The organism is Paenibacillus puldeungensis (assembly GCF_042678945.1).
GTDB lineage: Bacteria > Bacillota > Bacilli > Paenibacillales > Paenibacillaceae > Fontibacillus > Fontibacillus puldeungensis.
Genome location: NZ_JBHTLM010000001.1, coordinates 466,194 through 483,277 on the forward strand (window position 1 = coordinate 466,194; position 17,084 = coordinate 483,277).

Below are 17,084 nucleotides of genomic sequence, written 5' to 3' on the forward strand. Positions count from 1 at the left end.
GATCAAAAATGGAATATTATGCGAGAACCGGATTGCACCATTCGTCCGGTTTTCAGCTTTTTATTAAACAATTTAGTCATAAATAAGGGGACTTGAAGATGAGCTTGGATTATTTCTTAGGAATACTTGGCCCAATGCTGGAAGGAGCGCAGACGACTTTACTCCTGTTTGTACTATCTATTGTAACGTCGATTCCGCTAGGGTTTGCCTTCACCTACATGGTACGAAGCCGCATAAAGCTGGTCGCCTGGTTCGCAAACGGCTATATTTATATTATGCGCGGCACGCCGCTTTTGCTGCAGATGCTGTTTATTTGTTTCGGATTGCCGGTCATTCCTGTCATCGGGGAGTATCTGGTGATGGATCGGTTTGTTGCGGCCAGTCTGGCTTTCACCCTGAATTACGCAGCCTATTTTGCTGAAATATTCCGGGGGGGGTTGCTGGCGATTGACAAAGGACAATACGAAGCTGCCAAGGTGCTGGGGCTCAGCCGCTGGCATACGACGACACGAATCGTTTTGCCACAAATGGTGCGGATTGCTTTGCCGGCGATATCCAACGAATCGATTACGCTGGTGAAAGACACGGCGCTGCTCTATGCTGTGGCAGTTCCGGAGCTGCTGCATTTCGCGCAAACGGCGGTAAACCGGGATTTCACCATTATGCCGTTTGTGCTGGCCGGACTGATTTATTTGCTGATGACTCTGGTCCTAACGCTGCTGTTTAAGGCGCTGGAGCGAAAGTTTAAATTCGATTAAAGGGCTGAATGGATATGGCAATTATAGAAGTTATGAATTTGAAAAAATCGTTTGGCGCTCTGGAAGTGCTGAAGGATGTCTCCTTCTCCGTGGAGCCGAGCGAGGTTGTCGCCGTCATCGGGCCATCCGGCTCCGGTAAAAGTACGATGCTGCGCAGCATAGCACATTTGGAGGAGGTTGACGGAGGGAGCATCCGCATTAGCGGCGAATACTTAGTACAGAACGGGCAATATGCGAGCAGCTCGAAAGTAAAGCAGATTACCGCCCATATGGGTATGGTGTTCCAGCATTTTAACCTGTTTCCGCATTTGACGGTGCGAAGCAATTTGGAGCTTGCTCCAAAGCTGGTTAGGGGACTGCCGGCGGAAGAGATTCGCAGTAAGGCCTCTGTACTGCTGGAGAAAGTCGGGCTGCTGGACAAGGCCGATGTCTATCCGTCGCATTTGTCGGGCGGACAGAAACAGCGTGTGGCGATTGCCCGGGCACTCATGATGAGCCCGGAAATCCTGCTGTTCGACGAGCCGACCTCCGCACTTGACCCCGAATTGACAGGAGAAGTTCTGCAGGTCATGAAGCAGCTGGCGGAGGAGCGGATGACGATGGTTGTCGTGACGCATGAAATGGGCTTCGCCAGAGAGGTGGCGGATCGGGTCATGTTCATGGCGGACGGGGAATTCATTGAGTCCGGAACGCCGGAGCAGCTGCTGAGCCGTCCGCAGCACGAACGGACGAAAGCTTTTTTGAATCGAGTATTGTAAACTATTCTTTGACACATCTATTTGCTGGTCTTTGGAGGTTTGGACATGGGAGAGCATCAAACGGCAGAACGAAATGAAGGAAAGATTATGGAGCAGTATACTTCGGCAACCTTAATTTCGTCTGCGGCTAACTTTATTATGGATCGGGAAGAAACGTTCACACACACTTATCGGACGTATGTCAAGCTGCGGGAAAACGGACCGCTAAAGCTTAGATTTTGGCACAGCAATGCGGTGGATTCTACCTGGGATAAAGGGGAGATTGCAAGGGCTGGCATGGCGGGCGGACCTTGGGTCATTGAAGCGGCTTTCATCGCGGATGGCGGCAAGGAGCCTGATGGCACTGTAGAAAGCGGCACTCAGGTGGCTGTTACGTTTGGAACCAGCCGGTCCCGCGAGGTCGCCCCCGGCGAAACGTTTTGGAGCGATGACGTGAGCATTGATCTTCCAGAGGGCCATTTTCTGGCTTTTACTTGGACGATCAGAACTGAACAGGCGGGGAAATCCGTACCGTTTAACGTGGAGCAAATGCTGGTTACGGCTTATGATGCTCCTGGGAACCACGCGAATGAGGAATCAGCGGGCTCTTTCACTCTATCGGACAATATGCAGGTGCTTCCTGCATTTATCGGCTACGAGAAACAGGTGGACAAGCGCCTGTTGTTCTTTGGCGATTCCATCACCCAGGGCGTCAGAACGGCCAAGGACGGATATGAATACTGGGCAGCCCGCATTGGGGAAGGCTTGGGCGCGCAGTATGGGGCCTGGAATATCGGCGCGGGCTGGGCCCGGGCCTATGATGCCGCCACGAATACCGCTTGGCTGAACAAGCTGAAGCAGCAGCAGGGACTCTCGAATCAAGAAACGCAAATTGTTCTGGCGCTTGGCGTGAATGATTTGGATATCGGCGAGCGGAGTGCGGAGCAGCTGCTGTCGGATCTGCAGAGCATCATCTCGGTGCTGAAGGAACAGGATGCCTCGACGGAAATTATCCTCTTTACGGTTCCGCCATTTAACTTTGTCGAGCAACGGGAGCAGGAGTGGCGCAAGGTCAACGAGACGATCCGAACAGCTTCACTTCCGGGTGTCAGCCGGGTGTTTGATATTGCGGCGATTCTGTCACAGCCGGCTCCGAATGAGCATCAGGAAAAGCGAGAATATATGAGCAACCAGGACGATCCGCATCCGAATGGACTTGCCGGCAAGACAGTTGCGGAAGCTTTCCTGCAATGGTACCGGTAAAATAAAAATGCAAAAAGCGCGATTGTAGGGGAACGTTCCTGCAGCGCGCTTTTTTAACATGCTAACAAGGATTTATCAAATTTCTGGGGGAGACAACCTCTTTAACAACGTGTGAATAACTAACTGTATTTAGTACATCTAAACATTAGCTTGCTGGAAGTATTGGACATTTAAATGCAAAAAGTGCAGCTAAAAGGAGCAAAATCACCCTGCCAAGCCCAATTGCCCCGTTTTAAATGTAGAAAATACAATTAAAAGATGAAATTTCTGAAATTGCACGGAAATAGCTGCACTAAATACATTTAGCTGTAGAAGGTGGAGGGAGAAGGGGCTAAAATGGGTGCAACCAAAAGCAAAGAATACCCTTCGCATTTTACCTCCTTTGTGCATACTCCCCCATACGCTCCCGCGCAGCGGCCGATTATTTAATCGCCACTTTGCTGCGGTAATCCTTGGGCGAGACACCTTCGATTTTCTTAAACACCTTGCTAAAATATTTGACGTCATGGATCCCGACCATCTCAGCGATTTGCGAAATCTTCAAGTTCGGGTTGAGCATCAGCAGTTTGGCTTTGTCGATTCTATATTTTCCGAGATAGTCGGAGAAATTGTCTCCCAGCTCCTGTTTGAACTTGCGGGAAATATACTCCCGGCTGACGTAAAAATGACGGGCGATCTCCTGGAGCGACAAATCCGATTGATAGTGGTGTTCGATATACTTGATAATTTCCGCCATCGTTTTGTTTTCGGGCGCTTGATGGGTCGATAAAGTTTCGGCTACCCGGTTCAAAAAATGGCCAAACCAGTCACGCCAGGCGTAAAGCGAGAAATGATAGCTGTTCGTGTGAGGAGAGAGATGTTCCTGATCGTCCTGCTCCAGCTTGGTTAGCGCAGCATCAGCCTCTTCACCGAGTATTTCCCGCAGGAGTGCAGTACGGAAGGACAGCATATCGCTCTTCCAGGTATCGAGCAGCTCTGGCGTAACAATGCCTAAACTACTTAGCAGCTCGATCCATTTTTGAACGGCTGAGGCAATTTGTCCTTCGTTACCGCTCATGACTGCCATTTTCCAGTCCTCCTGAACTTTGGCGAAAAGGGTATAGGGACTGCTGCTTCCTGCCCATGGGGTTACAGATGTCAGTGTATGGATAAACTCGTTAGAATGAAAAAGGTTGCGCTTACGTATCGCTGCAGCGGCTTCACTATATTGGATGGGTAGGCTGTTCGGAATTTCCCCTCCCGAGGCGACGCCAAAATGCAATTTGCGCTGCAGCGTATGGTACAGGCCTAGATTGATTTGCGAAATCAGCTCGGTTCCTTGCTCCGGCTCCTTCCACAAGAAAATCAGAATTTCCATAGGTGCGCCCCAATATTTGAACGCAATGCCGCGCTTGTCAGCAAGCAGAAATTCATTGCAGATATTAATCAGCGCAAAAAGAAGCAATTCGCTATCGTGCTTAAATCTTTGCAGTAGAGAAGCGTCCCCGGAGTCGACCTGGATGAGCATAAGACGCGCGGAGCTAACTTCCTGTGGAACGACTCCGTCTGAACGCAGCCGTCTTAAGGCGGATTCTGCAGAGCCGGGATCGTCAATCAGGGAAGAGAGCAGCTTTTCCCCGTATACCGGCTTGATTTCATTCAACTGAATGCTCCTTACATGCTGCTCCATCCGGTGCTGCTCCTCAAGACGCCACTCTTTTACCGCTTTCGCAACGGCTGTGTTAATAGTCTCCGGATCGATCGGTTTAAGGATATAATCAATTCCGCCATGGCGCACCGTGCTTCGTACAAATTCGAAATCGTCATGACCGCTGACGACGATAAATTTAGTGCTTCCGGCATGCTCGTTGACCCATGCCATCAGTTCAAGACCATGTCCTGAATCCATCATCATGTCCATAATGACCAGCTCTGGCTTAAACTTCTGAATCAACTTGATGGCTTCATGGCCACTGCCAGCCTCCTCAATTTCTATAATGTCATGGGACTGCCAATCAACAAGCAGGCGGATCGCTTTTCTGACCCGCGCCTCATCGTCTACGATTAACGCTCTCACTGTTCTTCACTCTCCATTAAGCTCCTGAACTCTAGTGTAATTCTTACTCCGGTCAGTTCCAAATTTTCCACCGTAAGCGCTGCATCATCCCCGCTCACCAGACGAAGCCGCGCCAGGACATTGATCAGACCGATTGAAGGTTTGCGGGGGTCCTGCTGAGCGCTGTCATGAACGAGAGAGCCGGACAGATGGTCCAGGTCTTTTCTAAGCAGTTCCAATCGTTCCTCGGGAATCTGGCTTCCGTTGTTTTGTACGATCATCCGCACGTATCCGTCAGGTTTTCTCTCTGCGACTAGCGAGATCAAGCCATTTGCTTTAGTGCGGTCTATGCCATGCTTAAAATAGTTTTCCATGATCGGCTGAAGGATAATTTTGGGCATCGGCATGGAAAGCAGCCCTTCATCGATTTCGTAATAGAACGCAAACCGATTTTCAAAACGTTCCTTTTGCAGCTCTACATAAGCCTTCACATGCTCAAGCTCGTCTTGTAGGGTGACTGTTCGGTCGTCGTTATGCATACTGTAATGCATCATCTTGGCCAGCGCGGAGATAAGCTTGTAGATTTGAGGAGCCTCCATCTCAAGCGCCAAAGTACCGATGATCTGCAGCGTATTGTTCAGAAAATGCGGGTTGATTTGGGCTTGCAGCGCTCTTAGCTGGTTATTCTTGTTGGATAGCTCCAGCTTATACTCTCGAAGAATCAGGTTGTTGATCGTATCCATCATACTTCCGAATCGATTTGTCAGCAGTCCGATTTCATCGTTCCCGGCCGGCAGCACGTCTACGTTGAGGTTACCCGTCTGTACCTGAGTCATATAACGGGACAAGCGTTTGATCGGAGCCGTAATACGGATCGAAATCAGAATCGTTGCCGTAACAATGATCAATAGTACCAGTCCCAACAGCAGTGTATTGATTTTGGCGGTCTGGTTCGCCTCACGCAGCATGTAGGAAACCGGAATTTGCTTCACAATCGTCCAGTCAGCTCCGATGCTTTGAATTCGCTGGTAAATAAAAACGGAATCATCCTGCTTAAAAGAGCCTTGTTCCTGCTGTAAAGTGGTGTTCTGCTTTTTATACCAGTCGTCTTTGATCGTCGTTCCGATAAGCTCCGATTGACCAGCGTAAACGATATGGCCTTGAGAGTCGATGATATAGATTTTCTCGTGATCCCGGTCGTATAGCTGGTTCATGATATCGTTCAAGGCCGATGCTCTTACATCGATCGACAAGTACCCCAGCGCCTGGTTTAGCGGTATTTTATCTATACGTCTGTGCAAGGAAAACACCTTATCCTCCGTGACCTGGAGAATAGGCGATGTTATGCCGTAGTGGTGGCTTTCATGCGTACTCTCAATAGCTAGCTGCTCTTTGCTGCCAACGATGGCACCGGAATAGGGAACCTCGCTTTGCCAGCGTTTGGGCGTATTTTCTGTAATGAGCGTAGCTTCATTGTTTTTCATTCCGTAAAGATAAACCTGGTAGATGCCCGGCGTTGAATTGTAGATGTAATTCAGTGAGGCATAGATCCGAATATTCGCGGACATATCATCATAGCCGGCGTCCAGCAGCCGGTAAAATTCCGAATCAGAATACACCGTCAGTGAGATCCGATTGATTTCTTTCAAATAGCTGTCAATGTTGCGGTACCCCTGATAGAGCAGATTTTTATTTTCTTCCACCATACGTGTTCTAAGCGATTCTGTTGTGTACGAATAGTTGATAAAAATCGCTGCTGCAATGCAAATTACGGTAGGAATTAGCAAAAATACGATCAATTTGGTGCGGATGCTATTCCATCTTAAGATTCTCATGACTGCCTCTTTCAAATCAATATTTTACACCTTAGTGATCACCTGCGTCGGTGTAATGGAGACCAAATTACCTACATAATAACATCATAAGTCATTTTTCAACAAAGTTAGATAGAGAGGGGAGGGGCAATCGTGAGAAGAAGGAAGTTATCTCAAATGGGGCAGCAGTTGTTTTTTGTCGGTCCGGCTGTCTTGTTTTTCACTGTGGTAATGATTATTCCGTTTTTAATGGGGATGTACTACTCCTTTACGAACTGGGATGGAGTTTCAGGTAATATAAGCTGGGTTGGGTTTGGAAATTTTTCAAAAATATTCACAGATGATCCGGACTTCTGGAAATCATTCTGGTTCACCGTTCGCTTTACGTTACTTGGGATAATCTTGACGAATGTGGTAGGCTTTTTCCTGGCTTATTTTCTCACCAAACCGCTAAAATCACGGAGTGTGCTTCGAACGATATTTTTCATGCCTAACGTCATTGGAGGTTTGCTGCTAGGGTTTATTTGGCAGTTCATCTTCATTAAAGGCTTTGCGACGTTGGGGGAGGTCACCGGCTGGTCGTTCTTCCAGCTTCCTTGGCTTGGGGACGCAACTACAGGATTTTGGGCCATCGTGATGGTTTTTGTATGGCAAAATGCCGGGTATTTGATGGTCATTTATATCGCTTCGCTAAGCAATGTGTCAAAAGAGGTGCTGGAGGCCGCAGAAATTGATGGAGCTACCCATTTTCAGGTGCTGCGCAGTATTATCGCTCCGCTCATCATGCCGGCGGTTACGGTATGTCTGTTCCTGGCCATTTCCTGGTCCTTTAAGCTGTTTGATGTAAACTTGTCTTTGACGAAGGGTGGACCGTTCAAATCGACGGAATCCGTTGCCCTGAATATTTACAACGAGGCATTTTTGAACAACCGATATGGATACGGTACGGCTAAGGCTTTGCTGTTCTTCATTATCGTAGCGGCGATCACCTTGATCCAAGTGCGTATCACGAAGAGCAAGGAGGTTGAGGCCTAATGGGAGCAAAGCTGCGGGGGAGAAATGTAATCACCGAAGTTATCATGATCATTGTGGCGCTGATTTTTCTCGCTCCCTTTTACTTCTTGTTCGTGAACTCGGTGAAGTCCTTTGGTGAAATATTAACCAATGCGGCGAACTGGCCGACAAAATTTAACTGGGACAACTATTCAAAGGCTTGGGAGCTTGCCAGATTTTCGGAGGCTTTTCGGAACTCGCTGATGATTACGGTGGTCAGTGTCATTTTGATCACATTGTTCAGCGCAATGGCTGCTTATCGGATGGTTCGTTCGGACACGAGATTTAACCGGCTTTTGCTGATGCTATTTGTAGCCGCCATGGTCGTTCCGTTTCAAACGATCATGATTCCGGTGCTGAAGGTCGTTAACACCTTAGGTGTAAACAACAGCATGCTTGGCTTACTGCTGACAAATCTCGGATTAAGCCTTCCGCTCGCGGTGTTCCTGTTCCACGGGTTCGTCAAATCGATACCGCTGGAAATTGAAGAAGCCGCAACGGTAGACGGATGCAACCCGATCGGTACCTTTTTCCGAATTGTGCTGCCACTGCTCAGACCGATGATGATGACCATCATCGTGCTGAATGCTCTCGCCATTTGGAATGATTATTTGCTGCCTTCGCTGATTTTGCAAAAACCGGAAATGCGGACGATTCCGCTGGCCACTTATTCATTCTTTGGGCAATATACCAAGCAGTGGGATATGGCTCTGCCAGCTTTAGCTATCGGCATTCTGCCTATCGTCCTGTTCTACTTATTGTTACAGCGTTACATTGTTGAGGGTATCGCGGCAGGCTCGGTCAAGGGGTAACCCCCGGGCCTGACCGTTCCAATATAAAACTAAGAATATACTAGGGGGAATCGGTAGTAATGAATAAAAAACGTTCGATCTCAATCCTATCCGTTCTATTGGTAATGAGTTTGCTTCTGGCTGCATGCGGCGGCGGGAAACTTTCAGGCAACCAAAGCAGCAGCCAAAGCAATAGCCAAAATGAAAGCGCTGCAAACGGTGGCAAAGTAAAAACAGTTAAAATTTTTCAGTTCAAAACAGAAATTGTGGAAGGCTTAAACGAACTGAAGGTGGAGTTTGAGAAAGAACATCCGAACATTAAACTCGACATTCAAACCGTCGGCGGTGGTGCGGATTACGCAGCGGCCCTCAAAACGAAATTTGCTTCCGGTGATGCACCTGATATTTTCTCCAATGGCGGTTACGCGGAACTGGATATGTGGAAGGACAAAATTGAAGATCTGTCCGACCAACCATGGGTGAAGGATCTCGTGCCTTTGGCCGCAGAACCGATGAAAAAAGACGGAAAAGTGTATGGCATGCCTATGAACCTGGAAGGGATCGGCTATGTTTACAACAAAGATTTGTTCGCTAAAGCCGGGATCACAGAAACGCCAAAAACGATTACTGAGCTTGAAGCCGATGCCAAGAAACTGCAAGCCATCGGAGTTACTCCGTTCGGGAACGCTTATCAGGAATGGTGGCTGCTCGGCAACCAAGGCATCAGCGTAGCATTCGCCAGACAAGACAATGTCGATGAATTCATTAAAGGTCTGAATGCTGGAACCGCATCGATCGTGGACAATGAGCAATTCAAAAATTGGAGCAATTTGCTTAAGCTGACTGTAAAATATGGGCAAAAAAATCCGTTGACCACCGATGCCAATACGCATCTGGCTTTGTTCGCTAGCGGTAAGGTAGCGATGATGCAAGAAGGCAACTGGGCTCAAACGCTGGTGGACAACATTACACCGAACATGAATATCGGGATGTTCCCAATGCCTATCGACGATAACGCCGAGAAAAACGACAAGCTGACTGTTGGCATTCCTGCTAACCTCGTTGTCAACAAAGATTCCGCCTCTAAAGAAGAAGCGAAGACATTCTTGAATTGGCTCGTTACTTCCGATATGGGGAAAGAATATATCGCTAAGAAATGGAAGTTCATTCCGGCCCTGAAGACGATTCCGGCAACCTCCGAGGATATCGGTTTACTTGGCGCCGATGTGAAAAAATATGTTGACGAAAACAAAGTATACGGCCTACAATCCTCTAAATTCCCGGACGGCGTAACCCAAGAATTTGCTAGCGCTATCCAACAACTGGTTGGGGATAAAGTGGATGTCAACGGTTGGATGAAAAACATGCAAGCGGCATGGGATAAGCTTAAAAAATAATACAGTGATATACGACTTCTAGCAGCGTCTTAACTATTTTTCAAAAAAACTGCTTCCGTTCATTCGCATTTGTAATATACGAAATGTGGCGGGAGCAGTTTTGTCGTATATCTATAATCGTCAGAGTAAGGATGGATGTTATGGCAAAAATTCAAAAAAGAATGCAAATCGGCGTTGACTATTACCCGGAGCAATGGGATCCCGCTCTATGGGAGGAAGACATTCAGCTAATGAAGGTCACAGGGGTCCGAGTCGTCAGAATGGCGGAATTCGCTTGGAGCCGTATGGAGCCGGAGCCCGGGAGATTCGTGTTTGAATGGCTGGACCAAGTTTTAGATTTGTTCCACAAATACCACATTTCTGTCGTGCTGGGCACTCCGACCAATACACCCCCGCGCTGGCTTACCGAGCTCAAGCCGGATATTTTGCCGGTGCATGCCGATGGCAGCACGGAGCATCCGGGAGTAAGAGGCCATCGTTGTTACAATAGCGAGTCGTTTCGCGAGTACAGTTCGCGCATCATTGAACAAATGACCGGGCGATACGGCAGCCACCCGGCGGTCGTCGGCTGGCAGACGGATAATGAATATTGGGTCATCGATTGCCACTGCGACACCTGCAGCCGTCGTTTCCGGGAATGGGTTCGGGATAAATATGGTTCCTTGAATGCCGTAAACCGCGAGTGGGGGACGGTCGTCTGGAGCGGGGAATACAGCAACTGGGAGCAAATCGGCGTTCCGCATGGAGGCTCAAAATTTCAAAATCCATCCTACTTGCTCGATTTCACGCGGTTTCAGTGGGATTCGATTGAAGATTTTCAGCACAGCCAAATTGAGATTATTCGAAGAAACTGTCCCGGTCAGTGGGTGACCCACAATTTTCATTCATACCCACAGCGGCTTAATCTGTACCAAATCGGGAGAGAGCTGGATGTAGCCTCCTTCGACTACTACCCGAACACCGATCCGGCCAAGCAGGCGACGGGACCCTACAGCGGAGCGTTGTCACTTGATATTACGCGCGGAATCAAGCGGTGCAATTTTTGGATCATGGAGCAGCTAAGCGGCCCACCGGGCTGTTGGTTTCCAATATGGCGCGCCCCCTATCCCGGATTTATCCGCGCATTTGCTTGGCAGGCGATCGCAAAGGGTGCCGATACGGTGGTCCATTTCCGCTGGCGTTCGGCCACGATGGGAGCGGAGCAGTTCTGGCATGGGCTGATCGATCACAGCAATGTACCCGGTCGCCGCTTTACCGAATTTGCCGAGCTTTGTGGTGAAGTCAATGCTCTTTCGGGGAAGCTGCAAGGTACCGCAGCAAATAACGACGTGGCTATTTTGCTATCCCATGAACATTTGGAGGCGCTCCGTATTCAGCCGCAGGCCAATGGCATGGACTATTATGAGAATATTAAGGATTACCACCGTGCTCTGACCAAGCTTGGGATCGGCTGTGATGTGATCGAATGGACGGAACTGCTTGACGGATATAAGTTTGTTTTTGCCCCTAATTTTTACCTTATAAGCACAGAGGTAGCCACGGCATTGGAGCGATTTGCCGCAAACGGCGGAACCGTCATTATCACGAGCCGTTCGGGGGTGAAGCACATGAACAACCAAAATGTCATGTTGCCGCTGCCCGGCTTACTAGCAAACTGTACGGGGATCAAAGTGGAGGAGTACGATCCGATCGGCCTGGATCTTCACCGCGTGGTCGATGAGAATGGACAAACTTATTCTGCTTCGCAATGGTGCGACATTGTAAGTTTACAGGGGGCAGAAGCGATCGCATGGTACGATGAGGATTTTTACAGGGGTACGCCGGCGGTAACGGTAAACCGATTTGGGAAGGGAAAGGTGTACTACCTCGGTACGCATCTCGATGAGCCTTTTCTGAAGAACCTGTTCGGCACGCTTGCGGAGGAGCATAACATCAGCATGTTCCCAAATTTGCCGGAAGGTGTCCAGGTGGCCGTTAGAGCCGGAAAGGACGGCGTTTATTTGTTTGTGCTGAATCTGAGCCGTGAAGCGCATCAGGTGAAGCTGCCAGCTACGTACCACAGCGTACTATACAGTGTAGAAAGAGGAGAAGTGGTTGACTTAGCTCCTTACGGAGTAGATATCCTCGAAATCACGCCCGGGGATGAGGACTCTTTTCACGGCTGAAATTGTTAGGATAATCAAACGGGTCGTACCAATCAGTCAACATAGTTACCATAGTTTTTAATAATAAATGAACATTGAACGTGGATCGGCATTTTGCTATACATGTCATGCCAATCTGTTTTTTTCCATTCGGAGTAGCTCATTTTGTTCCGGACATATTTTCCGATGCCCAGACTGTCGACCCGGTTTTTTTGCATATTATGGATGATTCGCTCTGCAGCATTGGCAATACTTTCATTGATTAGCTGCTCCGCTTTGGCCCGATCGGAAGTGCTGAGACGCAAAGTTCCAATATATTCCATAATGCTAGCCTGCACCTTGACGCCGATATTAACCTGATATTCGCCTTCATCCGTTCGGGACACCTTAATTTTTCGCTTGCTTTTGGATACGTTGAAGGAGACGGACCTTAGTTCGGGATTTTCCGTGGCAATCGTGAACTCCCCTCGGTTAATCGAATGGTACATCAAGGAAAAGATAAATACATCCTCCGGGGATAATTTTGTGATAAACCGGTCCTTCCGAAACAGAGCCACACCGCTCATTTCGATGCCATTTTTTGTTTCACGAATCATGGTGGCAATCGGGTCTTGCCCGTCGTCATTAAGGTCGCGGATAAACTCGTGAAGCAAAATGCGCGGGTAGATTTGTTTGCTGAATTCTTTTTGCAGCAGCTTTTCAATATAATTTGAGGTTTTGGTATGTCTGGGATACTCGTGGCTGATAAGATCTCCTGAATCCCCATCGACAACAACAACGGGAGTCCTTTTGGAGAAGCTAGGGTCCCGCAGGAAAGTGTCCATATGGGTTTGCAGCCCCTGCTGGGCAAGCTTGACGCCAAAGAGGAGCGCCCGGATTTGACCGCTCACGAGAAGTCGGCTCGTTTGCAAGGATAACTTCTTATTGGCTTCCTTGGAGCTATGGGCGACGGTGGATAAGAGCTCATCTGTCGTCCGGCCATCTCTGGCAAACTGGGTTACAAGCGGAATACTGATCGTTACTTTGACATCTCCCTTCGGCGCCAGATCGTAGGCAGCGGATTGGATATATCCGATTCGCTCCAACATATTCTGGTCTTGGCTGCAGCCGGAGAGCAATATGGCGACCAAACCGCATGCCAATCCAAATGGTTTAAGCCGTTTCACTCTTTTCTCTCCCCCTTTGAATGAATAGAAGCAGAATTAGCAGCAGCGGAAGACCGAAGGAGACGAAAATTTCGATAATCGTCGCAGTTCGGAACCAGTTTTCCACTTCGATCAACGTTTTCGGAATATACGTAATAAACATCGTGATCACCATGGTGAGGAAGACGGTTAATTTTCCGGGCAGCCATGGCAATGCCTTGCTGAACACCTCTTGACTCGTCCAGTAGTACATCGCTCCGGTCAGCAGAATTGATAATATAAAGAAGCTGTATAAGAAGTTTTGCATACGCTCGATAAAAGCCAGACTGATATAGGCGTACATGTCCAATATAGGAAAGGCCAGGTGAACCAGCTCGTTCACATTAAAAAAGCCGTAGCATTCCAGTGTGATCAGCAAATAAATGAGGGACGTAAATCCGTTGCCCAGGTGGATGTACTTCAACCAATTATTGTTCTTCTCCGTATAGGGAAATATGAAGAGCACCAGCTCATATCCCATATAAGCCCCGAAAACTCTTATAAAGCCCTCTCTCATATCCGATCCCCCCTGAAACAGAAACGGAGTTAGCCGGACAAAATCAAAGTTCGGCAGCAAATAGACCGCAATCGGAAACTGAAGGACCAGAAAGACCACAAAAAAAACGTTTGCTTTAGACATCGTGTAAAGCCCTTTGATGACTAGCAGGAACACGAGAATGTCTACAACCAGCTTAAGGAGTACATCCGACGTAGAAGGGAAGATGAGCATCTGGTAAATCATTACATATTGTTTGGTGACCAGGCACCCGATCATGCTGAACAGACATCCGAGAAAAAAATATAGCGGATAATAGATAACACGGGGCAGCGAGGATTGCAGTATGTCGAATACGGAGGCCCCGTGCCCCAGCTTGTATACCCAAGTAATCAGCATAATATCGATGGTTACGATCAAAAAAGTGATAAGGAGTGTTACCCAGCCGTTGGTACCAAAGTATTTGGCGGTAGTTCTCGGTAAGGTCAATACGACGACCCCTGTCTGAGTATTGAAAACAAGCAGCGCGATATGCAGGCGGTGCAGCTTTTCCTGGACCAATGTTATCACCTTATTTCTTCATTTTGTTGTAATTTCGGTTAGGTGTTTTGGATTGGGTTGGGCGTTGCTTCAGCATCCAAAATGGCCCCCGGATAAAAATGTCCTTCCAGTCGGACGGTTTGACCGGGGACGCTGGAATGGTATAAGGGGCCCCGAGACTGGTCAGTTTGGACATGTGAATGATGATCAGCGATATCCCTGCAGCAAACCCGAAATTACCAAGCATTCCGGACAGTAGGATTAGTCCGAATCGAATAAGGCGAATTGACCCACTCATCGTGTAACTCGGGATCACAAAGGAAGCGATCGCCGACATGGCTACCGAAATGATTAGGATATTGCTCGTAAATCCCGCTTCAACGGCGGCTGTACCGATGACGATACCGCCAACGATACCGATCGTCTGGCCGATTTTCGAGGGCAGTCTGGCCCCGGCCTCGCGCAGGAGCTCGATTGTCGCTTCCATCAGCAAAGCTTCAAAAATCGGCGGAAAAGGGACGTGGCTGCGCGATTCCGTTAAGGAGGCCAGCAGGTTCTGAGGAATCATTTCATAATGGTACGTCGTCACCGATACATATAAAGAGGTTAATGATATAGTGATGAAAAAGGCAAAATAGCGCAGCAGTCTAAGAAAGGTGCCCACCGCCCAGCGGTTGTAGTAATCATCCGGGGAGGTAAAAAATTCAAAAAACGAAATAGGGCCGACGATAACGGATGGGCTTTGGTCCAGGATCGTAATCACTTTCCCTTCACCCAATTTGGATAAAATCATATCAGGACGCTCCGAGGTAAGAAATAGCGGAAACAGGGAATTCGGGTAGTCATCAATCATTTGAACCAGCATGGCCCCGTCAAAAATTCCACTGTATTCGATGTTACGAATGCGCTCCGTCATGCAATTGACAAATTCCGAATTAGCCAGTCCATCGATGTAGAGCACCGATACACTTGTCTTGAACACTTCGCCGATTTCAAAATGCAGCACCTTCAATCGGTTGCTTTTGATTTTACGACGGATGATGGACAAATTAGTATTTAGCGATTCGACAAACGCGTCATGGGGACCAATAATAACCGATTCCGTCTGCGATGATTCGATGGGCCGGGCTTCCGGCCCAAAGGCGAGTACCATATATACGCCTTGCGGTACAAATACGGCCACAAACCCTTCCAGGATGCCGCGTACCACTGCTTTAGCATCTTCCACCTTCCTGAAATTGGATTGCAGCAGCACATAGTTGAGCTTTTCTGCCGTGATGCTCTCCATGGGACGCAGGACATCCCGTTCAAAGCTGACTTTGTCAATTAAGTGATCGAAATAGATTAAATCGGCCTGGAGAAGCGGCAAAGAACGTCGTGACAGATCCGTGCAGTCGTGAAATTCGTGCAAAATGGTGCCCAGGCTCAGCGGTACCTGCACCTGAGGCTCCGCCTCATGGCGAGGTTTCTGCTTCCGGTGTTTGGATTGAGAGAGCAGGAAGTTTAGAATTCGGGAAAACATGGAAATTCCTCCTGGTGAAGGATTTTGCTTTATTTTGCGTATATATGGCCCATTTATACAATTAGCTAACTTTGGGCATATAAAAAGCGGCTTGCTCCTTTATGATGAAATAGAGCAAACCGCTTGCTATTTATTAAGAAAAACCTAGCCTGCGGCTAGGTCCTTGTCTAACACTATACGTTTGTGTCTTATAACATCTACAACTTAAATGTAATTCGTGCATCTATTTCCGGGCAAATTCCGGATTTTTGTATTTTAACTGCATTTCCTACATCTAAAACGGGTCGATTTAGCTTGGCAGGGTTATTTCGCTCCTTTTAGCTGCACTTTCTGCATCTAAATGCTTAAGGCTCCAGGAAAGTCGATGCTTAACTGTACAAAATGCATTTAATAAGACTACGATCTCAGGAATTCCTTGCGGTACCGCGTTTTTCACTCGTTGATCTGCACATTTGCTGCTAAAAAATTCTATTCTACCAGTTATACTTATTTTTCAACAAGGAGCAGCTTGGCGAGTTCCGTATAGCTGGCCGCCGGCTTATGCGGGCGAAACGCCGATTCAGGCTCGACCTGACGGTGATTGAACCACAGAACATGCCAACCTGCGTCCGCTGCGCCCACGACGTCGTTGCGCCAGGAGTCGCCTACATAATAACAGTCTACTGGAGTTAGCCCGATGCTGTTCGCAACGTGGTCGAATAGGCGCCGGTCCGGTTTGGTCAGCCCCACAGCACCGGAGATAAAAATCAGCTTGGGTGGAATCATCTCATCTATTCTGAGCGCTCGTATTTTACCCCACTGATGGTCCGGAGGCCCGTTCGTAATCAGCCCGACGATGGTGCCCCGAGACTTCAGCTCCTGAATTAATTCACGTGCACCCTCAAACAGTTCAATACTAAATTGCTGCTGCAAATAGGCTGCCTGCATAGCGAACGCCTGGGCCAGAGATAGTTCCACACCGAATTCGTCAAGCGCTCGCACGAATCGCTGGGTCCGCATTTTCTCAAGCTCCGGACCATGCGTCGGGGTGCCGCCGGCCTCGGCGGAAAGAAAATCGCTATAATAGCGCATCCGGTGATAGGCGGCTTCATACGGAAAATCAGCGCCTGTCCCTAGCACGGCTTGTACCGCTTGGCGAAAAGGCTGCAAATGATCATAAAGCGTGTCATCCAAATCGAAAAAGACAGCCATCTTATTTTCAAAAATATTCATGAATATCAATAATCCTCCTTAATCCAGCGCCAAGCGTATTCTTGACTGCTACACAATCTGCTCATATATTTAGGCATTTCCCGAGAATTCCAAGAATTCGGGAGGATGACCGAGGATATTTATGTTTCCTTAGTACCT

14 protein-coding genes are annotated in these 17,084 nt (G+C 48.2%); 8 read left to right on the forward strand and 6 right to left on the reverse strand.

Annotated elements, in window-relative coordinates:
* The first annotated feature begins 98 nt into the window (after positions 1-98).
* From ACFQ3W_RS01945 to ACFQ3W_RS01955, 3 genes are read left to right on the forward strand one after another with little or no spacing between them, the layout of a single operon-like run.
* Positions 99-758, forward strand: coding sequence for an amino acid ABC transporter permease (locus tag ACFQ3W_RS01945; RefSeq protein WP_379316055.1), 660 nt, complete (start codon positions 99-101; stop codon positions 756-758).
* A gap of 14 nt (positions 759-772) precedes the next feature.
* Positions 773-1,516, forward strand: a complete 744-nt coding sequence (locus ACFQ3W_RS01950) for an amino acid ABC transporter ATP-binding protein (RefSeq protein ID WP_379316057.1) — start codon at positions 773-775, stop codon at positions 1,514-1,516.
* 45 nt (positions 1,517-1,561) lie between these two features.
* Entirely contained in the window at positions 1,562-2,758 is a 1,197-nt protein-coding gene (locus tag ACFQ3W_RS01955) for an SGNH/GDSL hydrolase family protein (RefSeq protein ID WP_379316059.1), read from the forward strand.
* A gap of 421 nt (positions 2,759-3,179) precedes the next feature.
* Here the strand turns inward: ACFQ3W_RS01955 and ACFQ3W_RS01960 are convergent, their stop codons facing one another.
* Together ACFQ3W_RS01960 and ACFQ3W_RS01965 are read right to left on the reverse strand one after the other, a co-directional pair.
* A complete protein-coding gene (locus ACFQ3W_RS01960; RefSeq protein ID WP_379316061.1) occupies positions 3,180-4,814 on the reverse strand; it encodes a response regulator transcription factor in 1,635 nt (544 codons plus the stop codon).
* Positions 4,811-6,628: a cache domain-containing sensor histidine kinase gene (locus ACFQ3W_RS01965; RefSeq protein ID WP_379316063.1), complete on the reverse strand. Its 1,818-nt coding sequence runs from the start codon at positions 6,626-6,628 to the stop codon at positions 4,811-4,813. Before ACFQ3W_RS01965 ends, ACFQ3W_RS01960 begins: the two co-directional genes overlap by 4 nt.
* 156 nt (positions 6,629-6,784) lie before the next feature.
* On the opposite strand from ACFQ3W_RS01965, the gene ACFQ3W_RS01970 reads away from it, so the two are divergent.
* The 4 genes from ACFQ3W_RS01970 (at position 6,785) to ACFQ3W_RS01985 (ending at position 12,013) form a co-directional block, all read left to right on the forward strand.
* A complete protein-coding gene (locus tag ACFQ3W_RS01970) occupies positions 6,785-7,642 on the forward strand; it encodes a carbohydrate ABC transporter permease (RefSeq protein WP_379316376.1) in 858 nt (285 codons plus the stop codon).
* On the forward strand, positions 7,642-8,472 hold the full coding sequence (locus tag ACFQ3W_RS01975) for a carbohydrate ABC transporter permease (protein ID WP_379316065.1): 831 nt from the start codon (positions 7,642-7,644) through the stop codon (positions 8,470-8,472). Before ACFQ3W_RS01970 ends, ACFQ3W_RS01975 begins: the two co-directional genes overlap by 1 nt.
* Before the next feature lie 59 nt (positions 8,473-8,531).
* Positions 8,532-9,848 carry an ABC transporter substrate-binding protein gene (locus ACFQ3W_RS01980; protein WP_379316067.1) on the forward strand — a complete coding sequence of 439 codons (1,317 nt, stop codon included), beginning with the start codon at positions 8,532-8,534 and terminating at the stop codon, positions 9,846-9,848.
* Positions 9,849-9,988: 140 nt separating this feature from the next.
* Positions 9,989-12,013 (forward strand): beta-galactosidase, encoded by a 2,025-nt coding sequence (locus ACFQ3W_RS01985; protein ID WP_379316069.1) that lies wholly within the window; start codon positions 9,989-9,991, stop codon positions 12,011-12,013.
* Between the two features lie 32 nt (positions 12,014-12,045).
* On the opposite strand, the gene ACFQ3W_RS01990 is transcribed toward ACFQ3W_RS01985, so the two are convergent.
* Genes ACFQ3W_RS01990 through ACFQ3W_RS02000 form a run of 3 tightly spaced genes read right to left on the reverse strand, consistent with a single transcriptional unit; the run spans position 12,046 to position 15,734 of the window.
* Positions 12,046-13,158: a Ger(x)C family spore germination protein gene (locus ACFQ3W_RS01990; RefSeq protein ID WP_379316071.1), complete on the reverse strand. Its 1,113-nt coding sequence runs from the start codon at positions 13,156-13,158 to the stop codon at positions 12,046-12,048.
* Complete coding sequence (locus ACFQ3W_RS01995) at positions 13,145-14,242, reverse strand: GerAB/ArcD/ProY family transporter (protein ID WP_379316073.1); 1,098 nt, start codon at positions 14,240-14,242, stop codon at positions 13,145-13,147. Before ACFQ3W_RS01995 ends, ACFQ3W_RS01990 begins: the two co-directional genes overlap by 14 nt.
* A gap of 1 nt (position 14,243) precedes the next feature.
* Positions 14,244-15,734 (reverse strand): spore germination protein, encoded by a 1,491-nt coding sequence (locus ACFQ3W_RS02000; protein ID WP_379316075.1) that lies wholly within the window; start codon positions 15,732-15,734, stop codon positions 14,244-14,246.
* On the opposite strand from ACFQ3W_RS02000, the gene ACFQ3W_RS02005 reads away from it, so the two are divergent.
* Positions 15,733-15,882: a hypothetical protein gene (locus ACFQ3W_RS02005; RefSeq protein ID WP_379316076.1), complete on the forward strand. Its 150-nt coding sequence runs from the start codon at positions 15,733-15,735 to the stop codon at positions 15,880-15,882. The two genes, ACFQ3W_RS02000 and ACFQ3W_RS02005, sit on opposite strands and share 2 nt — an antisense overlap.
* Before the next feature lie 338 nt (positions 15,883-16,220).
* Here the strand turns inward: ACFQ3W_RS02005 and ACFQ3W_RS02010 are convergent, their stop codons facing one another.
* Entirely contained in the window at positions 16,221-16,946 is a 726-nt protein-coding gene (locus ACFQ3W_RS02010) for an HAD family hydrolase (protein WP_379316078.1), read from the reverse strand.
* Positions 16,947-17,084: the final 138 nt, after the last annotated feature.

What these genes read in the sequence shown, in the direction of transcription:
- ACFQ3W_RS01965 (WP_379316063.1), bottom strand. Translation starts at nt 6,628, where the DNA reads ATGAGAATCTTAAGATGGAATAGCATCCGCACCAAATTGATCGTATTT.
- ACFQ3W_RS02010 (WP_379316078.1), bottom strand. Translation starts at nt 16,946, where the DNA reads ATGAATATTTTTGAAAATAAGATGGCTGTCTTTTTCGATTTGGATGAC.
- ACFQ3W_RS01970 (WP_379316376.1), top strand. Translation starts at nt 6,785, where the DNA reads ATGGGGCAGCAGTTGTTTTTTGTCGGTCCGGCTGTCTTGTTTTTCACT.
- ACFQ3W_RS01955 (WP_379316059.1), top strand. Translation starts at nt 1,562, where the DNA reads ATGGGAGAGCATCAAACGGCAGAACGAAATGAAGGAAAGATTATGGAG.
- ACFQ3W_RS01985 (WP_379316069.1), top strand. Translation starts at nt 9,989, where the DNA reads ATGGCAAAAATTCAAAAAAGAATGCAAATCGGCGTTGACTATTACCCG.
- ACFQ3W_RS01945 (WP_379316055.1), top strand. Translation starts at nt 99, where the DNA reads ATGAGCTTGGATTATTTCTTAGGAATACTTGGCCCAATGCTGGAAGGA.
- ACFQ3W_RS01950 (WP_379316057.1), top strand. Translation starts at nt 773, where the DNA reads ATGGCAATTATAGAAGTTATGAATTTGAAAAAATCGTTTGGCGCTCTG.
- ACFQ3W_RS02005 (WP_379316076.1), top strand. Translation starts at nt 15,733, where the DNA reads ATGGAAATTCCTCCTGGTGAAGGATTTTGCTTTATTTTGCGTATATAT.
- ACFQ3W_RS01975 (WP_379316065.1), top strand. Translation starts at nt 7,642, where the DNA reads ATGGGAGCAAAGCTGCGGGGGAGAAATGTAATCACCGAAGTTATCATG.
- ACFQ3W_RS01980 (WP_379316067.1), top strand. Translation starts at nt 8,532, where the DNA reads ATGAATAAAAAACGTTCGATCTCAATCCTATCCGTTCTATTGGTAATG.
- ACFQ3W_RS02000 (WP_379316075.1), bottom strand. Translation starts at nt 15,734, where the DNA reads ATGTTTTCCCGAATTCTAAACTTCCTGCTCTCTCAATCCAAACACCGG.